The organism is Kitasatospora sp. NPDC085464, assembly GCF_044541955.1.
Classification (GTDB): Bacteria; Actinomycetota; Actinomycetes; order Streptomycetales; family Streptomycetaceae; genus Kitasatospora.
Genome location: NZ_JBITTM010000009.1, coordinates 167,862 through 182,404, shown reverse-complemented (window position 1 = coordinate 182,404; position 14,543 = coordinate 167,862). Strand labels below are relative to the sequence as shown.

Annotated in this window: 11 protein-coding genes; 9 read left to right on the top strand and 2 right to left on the bottom strand. The window is 71.2% G+C overall.

Going from position 1 to position 14,543, the window contains the following annotated elements; all coding sequences use genetic code 11:
* Positions 1 to 41 precede the first annotated feature (41 nt).
* The gene (locus ACIGG8_RS10585) at positions 42 to 695 is read right to left on the bottom strand and encodes an MBL fold metallo-hydrolase (protein ID WP_396546966.1); all 654 of its coding nucleotides are present in this window, start codon (positions 693 to 695) and stop codon (positions 42 to 44) included.
* A gap of 155 nt (positions 696 to 850) precedes the next feature.
* Here ACIGG8_RS10585 and ACIGG8_RS10580 point away from each other — a divergent pair, with 155 nt between their 5' ends.
* Positions 851 to 2,074: an RNA-guided endonuclease InsQ/TnpB family protein gene (locus ACIGG8_RS10580; protein ID WP_396546965.1), complete on the top strand. Its 1,224-nt coding sequence runs from the start codon at positions 851 to 853 to the stop codon at positions 2,072 to 2,074.
* Positions 2,075 to 2,123: 49 nt separating this feature from the next.
* Here ACIGG8_RS10580 and ACIGG8_RS10575 read toward each other — a convergent pair whose 3' ends face one another.
* On the bottom strand, positions 2,124 to 2,858 hold the full coding sequence (locus tag ACIGG8_RS10575) for a maleylpyruvate isomerase family mycothiol-dependent enzyme (RefSeq protein WP_396546963.1): 735 nt from the start codon (positions 2,856 to 2,858) through the stop codon (positions 2,124 to 2,126).
* Positions 2,859 to 3,138: 280 nt separating this feature from the next.
* On the opposite strand from ACIGG8_RS10575, the gene uvrA reads away from it, so the two are divergent.
* The 8 genes from uvrA (at position 3,139) to ACIGG8_RS10535 (ending at position 14,538) form a co-directional block, all read left to right on the top strand.
* Positions 3,139 to 6,051: an excinuclease ABC subunit UvrA gene (uvrA, locus tag ACIGG8_RS10570; protein ID WP_396546962.1), complete on the top strand. Its 2,913-nt coding sequence runs from the start codon at positions 3,139 to 3,141 to the stop codon at positions 6,049 to 6,051.
* Positions 6,052 to 6,170: 119 nt separating this feature from the next.
* Complete coding sequence (locus ACIGG8_RS10565; protein WP_350521396.1) at positions 6,171 to 6,617, top strand: Rieske (2Fe-2S) protein; 447 nt, start codon at positions 6,171 to 6,173, stop codon at positions 6,615 to 6,617.
* A gap of 66 nt (positions 6,618 to 6,683) precedes the next feature.
* Positions 6,684 to 8,717: an excinuclease ABC subunit UvrC gene (gene uvrC, locus ACIGG8_RS10560; RefSeq protein WP_350521395.1), complete on the top strand. Its 2,034-nt coding sequence runs from the start codon at positions 6,684 to 6,686 to the stop codon at positions 8,715 to 8,717.
* A gap of 118 nt (positions 8,718 to 8,835) precedes the next feature.
* On the top strand, positions 8,836 to 9,720 hold the full coding sequence (gene rapZ / locus ACIGG8_RS10555; RefSeq protein WP_350521394.1) for an RNase adapter RapZ: 885 nt from the start codon (positions 8,836 to 8,838) through the stop codon (positions 9,718 to 9,720).
* A 65-nt stretch (positions 9,721 to 9,785) separates the two neighbouring features.
* Positions 9,786 to 10,883 (top strand): uridine diphosphate-N-acetylglucosamine-binding protein YvcK, encoded by a 1,098-nt coding sequence (gene yvcK, locus ACIGG8_RS10550; RefSeq protein WP_396546960.1) that lies wholly within the window; start codon positions 9,786 to 9,788, stop codon positions 10,881 to 10,883.
* Entirely contained in the window at positions 10,874 to 11,854 is a 981-nt protein-coding gene (whiA, locus tag ACIGG8_RS10545; RefSeq protein ID WP_350521392.1) for a DNA-binding protein WhiA, read from the top strand. The genes yvcK and whiA overlap by 10 nt, the downstream gene beginning before the upstream one ends.
* A 313-nt stretch (positions 11,855 to 12,167) precedes the next feature.
* Complete coding sequence (gap, locus tag ACIGG8_RS10540) at positions 12,168 to 13,175, top strand: type I glyceraldehyde-3-phosphate dehydrogenase (RefSeq protein ID WP_396546958.1); 1,008 nt, start codon at positions 12,168 to 12,170, stop codon at positions 13,173 to 13,175.
* A 151-nt stretch (positions 13,176 to 13,326) separates the two neighbouring features.
* Positions 13,327 to 14,538, top strand: a complete 1,212-nt coding sequence (locus tag ACIGG8_RS10535; protein WP_396546956.1) for a phosphoglycerate kinase — start codon at positions 13,327 to 13,329, stop codon at positions 14,536 to 14,538.
* Positions 14,539 to 14,543: the final 5 nt, after the last annotated feature.

Here is a 14,543-nt window from a genome sequence, read left to right as displayed (position 1 = left end):
GGGCCGGTCGGCTCCGGGTGGAGCCGACCGGCCCGGAGCCGCTACCAGCCGCGCTCGCGCCACTCCTCCAGGTGCGGGCGCTCGGCGCCGAGGGTGGTGTCGTTGCCGTGGCCGGGGTAGACCCAGGCCTCGTCGGGCAGGGCGTCGAAGATCTTCTCGTTGACGTCCCGGAACAGGGTCTTGAAGGCCTCCGGGTCGCCCCAGGTGTTGCCGACGCCGCCGGGGAAGAGGCAGTCGCCGGTGAAGACGTGCGGGTGGCCCTGCGGGTCGTCGTAGATCAGCACGATCGCGCCGGGGGTGTGCCCGACCAGGTGCCGGACGGTGAGCTCGACGTCCCCGACCCGGAGCTTGTCGCCGTCCGCGAGCCGCAGCTCGGTGGGGACGTCGATGCCCTCGGCGTCGTGCTCGCCGGCGGCGGTGCGGGCGCCGGTGGTGGCGACCACCTCGGCCAGCGCGCCCCAGTGGTCGTGGTGCCGGTGGGTGGTGACCACGGTCTCCAGCTCGTCGCCGACGGTCTCCAGGAGCACCGGGGCGTCCGCGGCGGCGTCGATCAGCAGCTGCTCGTCGGTGGCCCGGCAGCGCAGCAGGTAGGCGTTGTTGTCGTACGGGCCGACGGCCACCTTGGTGATGATCAGGTGGGCCAGTTCCCGTACGTCCGGCGGCCCGCCGACCTTGACCGCTCCGTGGTACGTCATCAGGACTCCTTGGTGGATACTCCCGGCTTCAGCCGGAGAGAAACGAACTCCCGCGTGGCGGGACAGGGAGAGCCGGACCGCCGTCAAGGCGGTTCGGCGTCTGAGCGGGTGATGACCCGCGTGTGGTCACAATCCGACGGTATATCGTGCGAGTTGTGCAGGACTCTCCGGTGAAGCGGGCGTTCAAGTTCCGCTTCTATCCGACCGCTGTGCAGGCGGCCGAGCTGTCGCGCACGTTCGGTTGCGTGCGGAAGGTCTACAACCTGGCGCTGGCTGCCCGAACCGAGGCGTGGCTGCTTCGGGGGGAGCGGGTCAACTACAACGCCACGTCGGCAATGCTGACGGGGTGGAAGAAGACCGAGGATCTGGCCTATCTGTCCGAGGTCTCCTGCGTGCCGTTGCAGCAGGCGCTGAGGCATCTGCAGGGGGCCTTCACGAACTTCTTCGCGAAGCGGGCGAAGCACCCGCGGTTCAAGTCAAAGAAGAAGTCCCGCGACTCGGCGGAGTACACCGCCTCGGCGTTCCGCTTCCGCGACGGGAAGCTGACGCTGGCCAAGATGGCGGAGCCGCTGGACATCGTCTGGTCCCGTCCCCTTCCCGAGGGTGCTTCGCCGTCCACGGTGACCGTCAGCCGCGACGCGGCCGACCGCTGGTTCGTCACCGTGGTGTGCGAGGACCCTGGTACCAGGCCTCTACCCGCCCTGGACACGGCGATCGGGATCGACGCGGGCGTCACGTCGCTGGTGGCACTCTCCACCGGGGAGAAGATTGCCAACCCCCGGCATGAGCGCCGGGACCGGGAGCGCTTGGCCAGGGCCCAGCGGGACCTGTGCCGTAAGGACAAGGGCTCCGCCAATTGGGAGAAGGCCCGCAGAAAGGTCGCGAAGATCCACGCGAGGATCGCCGACCGGCGCAGGGATCTCCTGCACAAGCTCACGACTCGACTCGTCCGCGAAAACCAAACGGTCGTGATCGAGGACCTCGCGGTCCGCAACATGCTCAAGAACAAGAAGCTCGCGCGCGCGATCAGCGACGCGAGCTGGAGCGCGCTGCGGGCCATGCTGGAGTACAAGTGCGCCTGGTACGGCCGGAACCTGGTGGCCATCGACCGGTGGTTCCCCAGCTCCAGGCTGTGCTCGGCCTGCGGCGCCATCGCCGCCACGATGCCGTTGAACGTCCGCGAGTGGGCGTGTGACTGCGGAGCGGTCCACGACCGGGACGTGAACGCGGCGAAGAACATCCTGGCCGCCGGGCTGGCGGTTGCAGCCTGTGGAGACGGTGTAAGACCTCAACGGAGCACTCCGAGCGGGCGGCCGTCAGTGAAGCAGGAAGTCGTCCCATCGCCGCGCGCACGCGCGGCGGCTCAGCTGAGAGGCTGAGGGGACTCCCCTCTCGGCTAGGAGAGGGGAGGAGGCCATCCTCGCGCTGTCAGCCCATCGGGGGAAGCGGGGGGAGGGCGGTGTCGGGGGTGCGGCGCAGGCCGGCGCCGTCGGAGCGGCCGGAGAGCCAGGCGGTCAGAGCGCGCTGCGGGCCCTCGACGGTCAGCGCGGGGGTGCCGGTGCCGATCAGGCCGAACCTCCCGGTGTCCTCGGCGTGCACCTCGACGAGCGGCAGGCCGGGGCCGTGGAGCTTCTCCACGAGCCGGTGGAACTCCTCGACGGCGAACGCCTCCGGCCAGTCTCCCGGGCCGTGGCCGGCGGCCAGGTCGACGTGGTGGTACTCGACCTCCAGCAGGCGCTTGTGCGGGATGTCGGAGGCCGGGAAGACGTAGCCGGAGCGGTGCTTCACCTCCGCCGTCCAGGCCTGCGGGGTCAGCAGCGCGGCGGCCTCGGTGAAGCGGGCGTGCGACTCGCGCAGGTCGGCGAGGTGGACCTCCAGCGGGCGGGGCGCGTCGCGCTCGATGTCCGCGTCGCGGGCCTCGTTGCTGAGGTACTGCGGGATGTCGGCGCCGGTGCGGGCGCCGGTCAGCAGGTTGACCAGGGAGTCGGCGTTGCGGGCGAGGTGGGCCAGCACGTGGCCACGGGTCCAGCCGGGAAGCGCGGAGGGTTCGGCGACGGCGCCGGGCTCCAGCCCGGAGACGGTCTGCAGCAGGCGCTGGGTGCTCTCCTCGACCTGGCCGAGCCAGGCGGCGGCGGAGGCGGCGGCGGACTGCGGGTCGGTCATCGAATCTGCCTTCTGTCGGGAGACTGCGCGTTGCCCGCAGGGGGCTTCGCTCGTTGACCAGTCGACGCTACCGCCGGATCCGGGCCCTGAGCAGGGAGTTTTTCGGTACGCGCACGGTGTGGGTACGGACCGTCCCGGCCCCGCCCTCACTCGTTCGGGTGGTCTCCACTGGACAGAGTCGAGATTCGAACGTCTGAGCTATAGGCTGGCTGCCGCATCCTGGAAGAAGTACCGAATCTCACCGCAAGCCGTCTCGCCCCGGAGAAAGGCGCCAGAAGCAGTGGCCGACCGCCTCATCGTCCGCGGTGCTCGCGAGCACAACCTCAAGAACGTCTCGCTCGACCTGCCCCGCGACTCCCTCATCGTCTTCACGGGCCTCTCCGGCTCCGGCAAGTCCTCGCTCGCCTTCGACACGATCTTCGCCGAGGGCCAGCGCCGGTACGTCGAGTCGCTGTCGTCCTACGCCCGTCAGTTCCTCGGGCAGATGGACAAGCCCGACGTGGACTTCATCGAAGGCCTCTCCCCGGCCGTCTCGATCGACCAGAAGTCCACCAACCGCAACCCCCGTTCGACCGTCGGCACCATCACCGAGGTCTACGACTACCTGCGCCTGCTGTTCGCCCGGATCGGCAAGCCCCACTGTCCGCACTGCGGCCGCCCGATCGCCAAGCAGTCGCCGCAGGCGATCGTGGACAAGGTGCTGGAGCTCGCCGAGGGCACCCGGTTCCAGGTGCTCAGCCCCGTGGTGCGCGAGCGCAAGGGCGAGTTCGTCGACCTCTTCGCCGACCTCCAGTCCAAGGGCTACTCCCGCGCCCGCGTCGACGGCGAGACGATCCAGCTCGCCGAGCCGCCGAAGCTGAAGAAGCAGGAGAAGCACACCGTCGAGGTGGTCATCGACCGCCTCACCGTCAAGGAGAGCGCCAAGCGGCGGCTCACCGACTCGGTGGAGACGGCCCTGCGGCTGTCCGGCGGCATGGTCGTGCTCGACTTCGTCGACCTCCCCGAGGACGACCCGGAGCGCGAGCGGATGTACTCCGAGCACCTCTACTGCCCGTACGACGACGTGTCGTTCGAGGAGCTGGAGCCGCGCTCGTTCTCCTTCAACTCGCCGTTCGGCGCCTGCCCGGACTGCTCGGGCCTGGGCAACCGGATGGAGGTCGACCCGGAGCTGGTCGTACCGGACCCGGAGCGCTCGCTGGACGAGGGCGCGATCCACCCGTGGTCGGCCGGGCACGCCAAGGAGTACTTCCAGCGCCTGATCGACGCGCTCGCCGAGGAGCTCGGCTTCCGCACCGACATCCCGTGGGCCGGGCTGCCCGCCCGCGCCAAGAAGGCGCTGCTGCACGGGCACAAGCACCAGGTGCAGGTCCGCTACCGCAACCGCTTCGGCCGCGAGCGCTCGTACAGCACCGGCTTCGAGGGCGCCGTCCCGTTCATCCAGCGCCGGCACACCGAGGCGGAGAGCGACAGCAGCCGCGAGCGCTTCGAGGGCTACATGCGCGAGGTGCCCTGCCCGACGTGCCGGGGCACCCGGCTCAAGCCGGTGGTGCTCGCGGTCACCGTCGAGGACAGGTCGATCGCCGACGTCTCCTCGATGTCGATCAGCGACTGCGCCGAGTTCCTGGGCGCGATGAAGCTCAACGCCCGGGACAAGCAGATCGCCGAGCGGGTCCTCAAGGAGGTCAACGAGCGGCTGCGCTTCCTGGTCGACGTCGGCCTGGACTACCTCTCGCTCGACCGCGCGGCCGGCACCCTGTCCGGCGGCGAGGCCCAGCGCATCCGGCTGGCCACCCAGATCGGTTCCGGCCTGGTCGGCGTGCTCTACGTGCTGGACGAGCCGTCCATCGGCCTGCACCAGCGGGACAACCACCGGCTGATCGAGACGCTGGTGCGGCTGCGCGACATCGGCAACACCCTGATCGTGGTCGAGCACGACGAGGACACCATCAAGACCGCGGACTGGGTGGTCGACATCGGCCCGGGCGCGGGCGAGCACGGCGGCAAGGTGGTGCACTCCGGTTCGCTGAAGCAGCTGCTCGGCAACAAGGAGTCGCTGACCGGCCAGTACCTCTCGGGCAAGCGGTCCATCCCGATCCCGGCCTCCCGCCGCGAGCGGGACAAGAAGCGGCAGTTGACCGTCCACGGTGCGCGCGAGCACAACCTCAAGGACGTCACGGTCGGCTTCCCGCTCGGCACCTTCACCGCGATCACCGGGGTCTCCGGCTCCGGCAAGTCGACGCTGGTCAACGACATCCTCTACACCCACCTCGCCCGGGAGCTGAACGGCGCCCGCAGCGTGCCCGGCCGGCACACCCGGATCACCGGCACCGACCAGGTGGACAAGGTGGTGCACGTCGACCAGTCGCCGATCGGCCGCACGCCGCGCTCCAACCCGGCCACCTACACCGGGGTGTTCGACCACGTCCGCCGGCTCTTCGCGGAGACCCAGGAGGCCAAGGTCCGCGGCTACCTGCCGGGCCGGTTCTCGTTCAACGTCAAGGGCGGTCGCTGCGAGAACTGCTCGGGCGACGGCACGATCAAGATCGAGATGAACTTCCTGCCGGACGTCTACGTCCCGTGCGAGGTCTGCCACGGCGCCCGGTACAACCGGGAGACGCTGGAGGTGCACTACAAGGGCAAGTCCATCGCCGAGGTGCTGGACATGCCGATCGAGGAGGCGCTGGCCTTCTTCGAGGCCGTCCCGGCGATCGCCCGGCACCTCAGGACGCTCAACGACGTCGGCCTCGGCTACGTCCGGCTCGGCCAGTCCGCGCCCACCCTGTCCGGCGGCGAGGCGCAGCGCGTCAAGCTCGCCTCGGAGCTGCAGAAGCGCTCCACCGGGCGGACGGTGTACGTGCTGGACGAGCCGACCACCGGTCTGCACTTCGAGGACATCAGCAAGCTGATCAAGGTGCTCAGCGGGCTGGTCGACAAGGGCAACACGGTGATCGTCATCGAGCACAACCTCGATGTGATCAAGACCGCCGACTGGGTCGTCGACATGGGTCCCGAGGGCGGCTCCGGCGGCGGCACGGTCGTCGCCGAGGGCACTCCCGAGCAGATCGCCGCCGTCCCGGAGAGCCACACCGGCAAGTTCCTGCGGGACATCCTGCCGAGCGACTTCGCGGACGCCCCGGTCGCCGCGGCGGCGAAGAAGGCGGCACCGCGCAAGCGCGCAGCGGCGAAGAAGTAACCGCGCCCGCACCGCCGCTCCCGGACCGCCCGAACAGCGGGAGGCCCGGGAGCGGCGGGGCGCGTGCGGCATAGACTTCCGTGGTCCCTCGCAGCAGCAGCAACCGTAGGAGCGCACCGATGTCCGAGGCCCCCGAGACCAGCCCCACCGCCTCCCGCCGCACCCTGCTCTGCGGGGCCGCGGCCGTCCTGGCGGCCGGCGGCACCGTGGCCGTCACCGGCTGCAGCTCGTCCTCCTCGGGCTCCTCCGGCTCCGGCGGCACCGCCAAGGGCCCGGTGGACCTCGGCGCGGCCTCGGCCGTACCGGAGGGCGGCGGCAAGGTGTACCGCGAGCAGAAGATCGTGGTGACCCAGCCGACCGCCGGCCAGTACAAGGCCTTCAGCGCCAAGTGCACCCACGCCGGCTGCATCGTGGACCAGGTGAAGAACCAGCAGATCCAGTGCCCCTGCCACGGCAGCCGCTTCGGCATCGCCGACGGCGCCGTGCAGGACGGCCCGGCCCCTTCCCCGCTGCCCGCCTACACCGTCACGGTCGAGGGCGGGAACCTCAAGGTGACCCCGAGCTGAAGCAGTTGACCCCCGTCGAGTTGATCTCCTCCCCGCGGCCCCGTCCCCACTCGGTACGGTGGACCCATGGCTGACCCGAGCACCTACCGCCCGGCGCCCGGCGCGATCCCGACCTCCCCGGGCGTCTACAAGTTCCGTGACGCCCACGGCCGGGTCATCTACGTCGGCAAGGCCAAGAGCCTGCGGCCGCGCCTGTCGTCCTACTTCCAGGACCTGGCCGGCCTGCACCCGCGCACCGCGACCATGGTCACCACCGCCGCCTCGGTGGAGTGGACCGTGGTCGGCACCGAGGTCGAGGCGCTCCAGCTGGAGTACTCCTGGATCAAGGAGTTCGACCCGCGGTTCAACGTCAAGTACCGCGACGACAAGAGCTATCCGGAACTCGCCGTCACCCTCAACGAGGAGTACCCGCGGGTCCAGGTGATGCGTGGGGCGCACAAGAAGGGCGTGCGCTACTTCGGCCCCTACGGGCACGCCTGGGCCATCCGCGAGACGGTCGACCTGCTGCTGCGCGTCTTCCCCGTCCGCACCTGCTCCAACGGCGTCTTCAAGCGCGCCCGCCAGGTCGGCCGGCCCTGCCTGCTCGGCTACATCGGCAAGTGCGCCGCGCCCTGCGTCGGCAAGGTCTCGGCGGACGAACACCGGGAGCTGGCCGAGGACTTCTGCGACTTCATGGCCGGGCGCACCGGCAACTACCTGCACCGGCTGGAAGAGCAGATGCAGGAGGCCGCGGCCGAGCTGGAGTACGAGAAGGCGGCCCGGCTGCGCGACGACATCGGCGCCCTCAAGCGCGCGATGGAGAAGAACGCCATCGTGCTCGCCGACGCCACCGACGCCGACCTGCTGGCCCTCGCCGAGGACGAACTCGAAGCCGCCGTGCAGATCTTCCACGTCCGCGGCGGCCGGGTGCGCGGCCAGCGCGGCTGGGTCACCGACAAGGTCGAGGACGTCGACACCGCCGGCCTGGTCGAGCACGCCCTCCAGCAGCTCTACGGCGGCGGCGAGTCCGTCCCGCGCGAGGTGCTCGTCCCCGCCCTGCCCGAGCCGGTCGAACCGGTGCGGGAGTGGCTGGCCGGCCTGCGCGGCAGCCAGGTCGACCTGCGCATCCCGCAGCGCGGCGACAAGAAGGACCTGATGGCCACCGTGCAGCGCAACGCCCAGCAGGCGCTCGCGCTGCACAAGACCAAGCGCGCCTCCGACCTCACCACCCGCAGCCGTGCCCTGCAGGAGATCGCCGACGCGCTGGAGCTGGACTCCGTCCCGCTGCGCATCGAGTGCTACGACATCTCCCACCTCCAAGGCGAGGACGTGGTCGCCTCCATGGTCGTCTTCGAGGACGGCCTGGCCCGCAAGAGCGAGTACCGGCGCTTCCAGATCAAGGGCTTCGAGGGCCAGGACGACGTCCGCTCCATGCACGAGGTGATCGGCCGCCGCTTCCGCCGCTACCTCCAGGAGCGCGAGCAGACCGGCGAGTGGGCCGTCCCCGAGGAGGACGAGCAGCCCGAGGACGGCCCGCGCACCGAGGAGGGCCGCCCCAGGCGCTTCGCCTACCCGCCCCAGCTGCTGGTGGTCGACGGCGGCCAGCCGCAGGTCGCCGCCGCCAAGCGCGCCCTGGACGAACTCGGCATCGACGACGTCGCGCTGTGCGGCCTGGCCAAGCGCCTGGAGGAGGTGTGGCTGCCCGGCGAGGACGACCCGGTGGTGCTGCCCCGCTCCAGCGAGGGCCTCTACCTGCTCCAGCGAGTCCGCGACGAGGCCCACCGCTTCGCGATCGGCTACCAGCGCAACAAGCGTTCCAAGCGACTCACCGCCGGGGAGCTGGACTCCGTCCCGGGCCTCGGCGAGACTCGCCGCCAGGCGCTGCTCAAGCACTTCGGCTCGCTGAAGAAGCTCCGGGCCGCCACCGTGGACGAACTCTGCGCGGTACCCGGCATCGGACGCCGCACCGCGGAGACTGTTGCGGCGGCGTTGTCGTCCCGTACACCCGCCGCACCCGCGGTCAACACCGCGACCGGCGAGATCATCGAGGACGGGGCCGATCAGGCCGCCGAGCCGGCGGCAGCAGCACCCCAGACCGCACCATCCCAGGAGACGCCATGACGGCCGACGCCGCCCGTCAGCCGGTGTGCCCCGACCCCGCCCGCCTGCCCGGGCCGGGGAAGGGCGGCCGTGCCGTGCGCGTTCTCCCCAGCAGAAAGACCGAGAGCGGGGAACCGAAGTGACCGTGTCAGACGTGGCCGAGAACGCGCCGGAGCTGGTGATCATCTCCGGCATGTCCGGAGCCGGCCGCTCCACCGCCGCCAAGTGCCTGGAGGACCTCGGCTGGTTCGTGGTGGACAACCTGCCGCCGGCCCTGATCCCGACCATGGTCGACCTGGGCGCCCGGTCCCAGGGCAACGTCGCCCGGATCGGCGTCGTCGTGGACGTCCGCGGCCGCCAGTTCTTCGACGACCTGCTCACCTCGCTGGACGAGCTGGAGAAGCGCGGCGTCCGGCTGCGGGTCGTCTTCCTGGACTCCTCCGACGACGCGCTGGTGCGCCGCTTCGAGAACGTCCGCCGCCCGCACCCGCTGCAGGGCGACGGCCGGATCGTGGACGGCATCGCCCAGGAGCGCGACCTGCTGCGCGACCTGCGCGGCGAGGCCGACCTGGTGATCGACACCTCCAACCTCAACGTGCACCAGCTGCGCGCCAAGCTGGACGCCCAGTTCGCCGACCACGACGAACCCGAGCTGCGCGCCACCGTGATGTCCTTCGGCTTCAAGTACGGCCTGCCGGTCGACGCCGACCTCGTGGTGGACTGCCGCTTCCTGCCGAACCCGCACTGGGTGCCCGAGCTGCGGGCCCGCACCGGCACCGATACGGACGTCGCCGACTACGTGTTCCGGCAGCCCGGAGCCAACGAGTTCCTGGACGGCTACACCGAGCTGTTGCGGATCGTGACCGAGGGCTACCGACGCGAGGGGAAGCGCTACATGACGCTTGCCGTAGGCTGCACCGGTGGCAAGCACCGCAGCGTCGCCATGTCCGAGCGTCTGACCAAGCGTCTCATCGCCGACGGAGTCGAGACGGTGCTCGTCCACCGTGACATGGGACGGGAGTAACCGCCGCCTTCCCTGCCGGGCCCCCGGCGGAGCCGGTGGCGGGGCCGAGGAACGCGAGGTGATGTGTGGCGGGATACGTGCCCGGGCGACAGACGCAGAGCAGGACCGGTGACCGGGCGGGCAGCCCGGCCCGGCCCCCGGCGCCGAGCCGTCCGCGCAGCAGTCCCGCCAGGGCCAATCCGGCCCCCCGGATCACCGCGCTGGGCGGCGGCCAGGGCCTGTCCGCCTCGCTGTCCGCGCTGCGCCGCCTGACCAGCGACCTCACCGCCGTGGTCACCGTCGCCGACGACGGCGGCTCCAGCGGACGGCTGCGCAGCGAGCTGGGCGTGCTGCCCCCGGGCGACCTGCGCAAGGCACTGGCCGCGCTGTGCGGGGACGACGACTGGGGCCGCACCTGGTCCGAGGTGATCCAGCAGCGCTTCACCGGCAACGGCGAGCTCGGCGGCCACGCCGTCGGCAACCTGCTGATCGTCGCGCTCTGGGAGAAGCTGGGCGACCCGGTGGAGGCCCTGGACTGGGTCGGCCGGCTGCTCAACGTCCAGGGCCGGGTGCTGCCGATGTCGGCGGTGCCGCTGGACATCGAGGCGACCGTGCGCGGCCACGACCCGGCGCTGCCCGGCAAGGTGTCGGCGGTCCGGGGCCAGGCGAACGTCGCGGTCACCCCGGGCACCGTGCAGTCGATCCGGCTGCTCCCGGACGGGCCGCCCGCCGTCCCGGAGGCGGTCACCGCCGTCCGCGAGGCGGACTGGGTGGTGCTCGGCCCCGGCTCCTGGTTCACCAGCGTGCTGCCGCACCTGCTGGTGCCCGAGCTGGCGAAGGCGCTCACCGAGACCCGCGCCCGCCGCCTGCTCACCCTGAACCTCGCTCCCCAGCCCGGCGAGACCGAGGGCTTCACCCCGCAGCGCCACCTGGAGGTCATCGCCGACCACGCCCCGGAGCTCGCGGTGGATGCGATCCTGGTGGACGAGCGCGCCGTCACCGGCGGCGCCTTCGGCCAGGCGGACCTCGACGGACTGGAGAAGGCGGCCGAGCGGATGGGCGCCGCCCTGGTGCTCGGTTCGGTGGCCCGCACCGACGGCACGCCGCGACACGACCCCGAGCTGTTGGCGGCAGCGTACGACCGGATTTTCCGGACACATGGAAGGATCGGGCCATGGCGATGACTCCAGCGGTGAAGGACGAGATCAGCCGGCTCCCGGTCACCCGGGCCTGCTGTCGCAAGGCGGAGGTGTCGGCGATCCTGCGGTTCGCGGGCGGGCTGCACATCGTGAGCGGCCGCATCGTGATCGAGGCGGAGCTGGACACCGGGGCGGCGGCACGGCGGCTGCGCAAGGACCTCCTGGAGATCTTCGGGCACTCCTCCGACCTCGTCGTGATGGCCCCCGGCGGGCTGCGCCGCGGCAGCCGCTTCGTGGTCCGCGTGGTCAAGGACGGCGAGCTGCTCGCGCGCCAGACCGGGCTGGTCGACGGGCGCGGGCGTCCGATCCGCGGCCTGCCGCCGGCGGTCGTCTCCGGTGCCACCTGCGACGCCGAGGCGGCCTGGCGCGGGGCCTTCCTGGCGCACGGCTCGCTCACCGAGCCAGGCCGCTCCTCCTCGCTGGAGATCACCTGCCCCGGCTCCGAGGCGGCGCTGGCGCTGGTCGGCGCCGCCCGCCGGCTCGGCATCCCGGCCAAGGCCCGCGAGGTCCGCGGCGTGGACCGGGTGGTGATCCGCGACGGCGACGCGATCGGCGCGCTGCTGACCCGCCTCGGCGCGCACGAGTCGGTGCTCGCCTGGGAGGAGCGGCGGATGCGGCGCGAGGTGCGGGCCACCGCGAACCGGCTCGCCAACTTCGACGACGCCAACCTGCGCCGCTCGGCCCGCGCCGCGGTGGCGGCCGGCGCGCGGGTCGCCCGCGCGCTGGAGATCCTCGGCGAGGAGGTGCCCGAGCACCTGGCCGCGGCCGGCCAGCTGAGGATGCAGCACAAGCAGGCCTCGCTGGAGGAGCTGGGCGCGCTCGCCGACCCGCCGCTGACCAAGGACGCGGTGGCCGGCCGGATCCGCCGCCTGCTGGCGATGGCGGACAAGCGCGCCTCCGAGCTCGGCCTGCCGAGCACCGAGGCCAGCCTGACCGACGAGATGGCGATGAACTGACGCCCGCGGTCCGTGATCACGACACGGCCGGCGCCCGGCTCCCCGGGTGCCGGCCTTCGTCGTTTCCGGGTCGTTTCCGGGTGCCCGCCGAACCCCCGAATTGGTAGAGACCACTGGCCCCGGGACCAACTGCCCGCCGGACCAAGGCCGGACGGCCCGGAACCGCCTTCGGGGCACGCCACGCCACGTCTCACGAGGTGGCGCGATGTGCCCCAAAAGGCCCCGGAGGGGTAGGGTCATAGGCGGTCGGGGACTTCCCAAATCTCACCCCCGTCGGGCTCCGGCCCGGCGTACCTAACGAGGAGATCGGTTCGTGACGATCCGGGTAGGCATCAACGGCTTCGGCCGCATCGGCCGCAACTTCTTCCGTGCGGTCAAGGCCCAGGGCGCGGACATCGAGATCGTCGGTGTCAACGACCTCACCGACACGAAGACCCTGGCTCACCTGCTCAAGTACGACACCACCCTGGGGACCCTCCAGGCCGAGGTCTCGCACACCGAGGACAGCATCACCGTCGACGGCCACACCTTCAAGGTGACCGCCGAGCGTGACCCGGCCAACCTGCCGTGGGCCGCCCTGGGCGCCGACATCGTCGTCGAGTCCACCGGCATCTTCACCAAGGCCGAGGCTGCGAAGAAGCACCTCGCCGCCGGCGCGAAGAAGGTCATCATCTCGGCGCCCGCGACCGACGAGGACGTCACCATCGTCCTGGGCGTCAACGACGACAAGTACGACGCGGCCAACCACCACGTCATCTCCAACGCCTCCTGCACCACCAACTGCGTGGCGCCGATGGCCAAGGTGCTGAACGAGGCCTTCGGCATCGTCAAGGGTCTGATGACCACCGTCCACGCGTTCACCAACGACCAGGTCACCCTGGACTTCCCGCACAAGGACCTGCGCCGTGCTCGTGCGGCGAGCCAGAACATCATCCCGACCTCGACCGGTGCCGCCAAGGCGACCGCCCTGGTCCTGCCGGAGCTGAAGGGCAAGCTGGACGGCACCTCGCTGCGCGTCCCGGTCCCGACCGGTTCCATCACGGACCTGGTCGTCACCCTGGAGCGCGAGGTCACCAAGGACGAGGTCAACGCGGCCTTCCAGAAGGCCGCGCAGGAGGGCCCGCTCAAGGGCATCCTGGCCTACACCGAGGACCCGATCGTCTCCTCGGACATCGTCAACGACCCGGCCTCCTGCATCTTCGACAGCCAGCTCACCATGGTCCAGGGCAACCAGGTCAAGGTGCTCGGCTGGTACGACAACGAGTGGGGCTACTCGAACCGCGTCGTCGACCTGGTCACCCTCGTCGGTGGCCGGCTCTGACGCGTGGGAGCTGACGTGATGTAGGGGCGAGGGCCCGGACGGCGCACCGTGCCGACCGGGCCCTCGCTCCGCGCTCAAGGACTTCTCAGGCGGCCCCTGCGCCGTGCCGCCTCTGCGCATCGACCATCTCCCCAGGAGCAACCGAATCCCCGTGAAGACCATCGAAGAGCTCATCGAAGCCGGTGTCGCAGGAAAGCGCGTGTTCGTGCGCGCCGACCTGAACGTCCCGCTGGACGGCGAGACGATCACCGACGACGGCCGGATCCGCGCCGTCGCCCCGACCATCGCCAAGCTGGCCGCCGCCGGCGCGAAGGTCGTCGTGGCCTCGCACCTCGGCCGTCCCAAGGGCGAGCCGGACCCGAAGTTCTCGCTCGCGCCCGCGGCCAAGCGGCTCGGCGAGATCCTCGGCAAGGACGTCGCCTTCGCCACCGACACCGTCGGCGACAGCGCCGCGGCCACCGTCGCCGCGCTGGCGGACGGCGAGGTCGCGCTGCTGGAGAACCTGCGCTTCAACGCCGGCGAGACCAGCAAGGACGACGCCGAGCGCGGCGCCTTCGCCGAGCAGCTGGCCGCCCTGGCCGACCTGTACGTCGGTGACGGCTTCGGCGCCGTGCACCGCAAGCACGCCTCGGTGTTCGACCTGCCGAAGCTCCTGCCGCACGCCGCCGGCGACCTGATCGCCACCGAGGTCGGCGTGCTGAAGAAGCTCACCGACGAGGTGCGGCGCCCGTACGTGGTGGTGCTCGGCGGCGCCAAGGTCTCCGACAAGCTCGGCGTGATCGACAACCTGCTGAAGAAGGCCGACCGGATCCTGATCGGCGGCGGCATGGCGTACACCTTCCTCAAGGCCAAGGGCCACGAGGTCGGCATCTCGCTGCTGCAGGCGGACCAGATCCCGGTCTGCCTGGAGTACCTGGCCGAGGCCGAGAAGCGGGGCGTCGAGTTCGTCCTGCCGGTCGACGTCCTGGTCTCCGCCGAGTTCCCGGACCTCAAGGGCAAGACCCCGGCGAACCCGGACCTCGTCGCCGCGGACGCGATCCCGGCCGACAAGGAGGGCCTGGACATCGGCCCGAAGACCCGCGAGCTGTACGCGGCCAAGCTGGCCGACGCCGGCACGGTGTTCTGGAACGGCCCGATGGGCGTCTTCGAGCACCCGGACTACGCGAACGGCACCAAGGCCGTCGCGCAGGGCCTGCTGGACAGCGACGCGTTCACCGTCGTCGGCGGCGGCGACTCCGCCGCGGCCGTCCGCATCCTGGGCTTCGACGAGAACGCCTTCGGACACATCTCGACCGGCGGCGGCGCCAGCCTCGAATACCTGGAGGGCAAGACCCTCCCCGGCCTCGCCGCTCTGGAGGACTGAAAGCA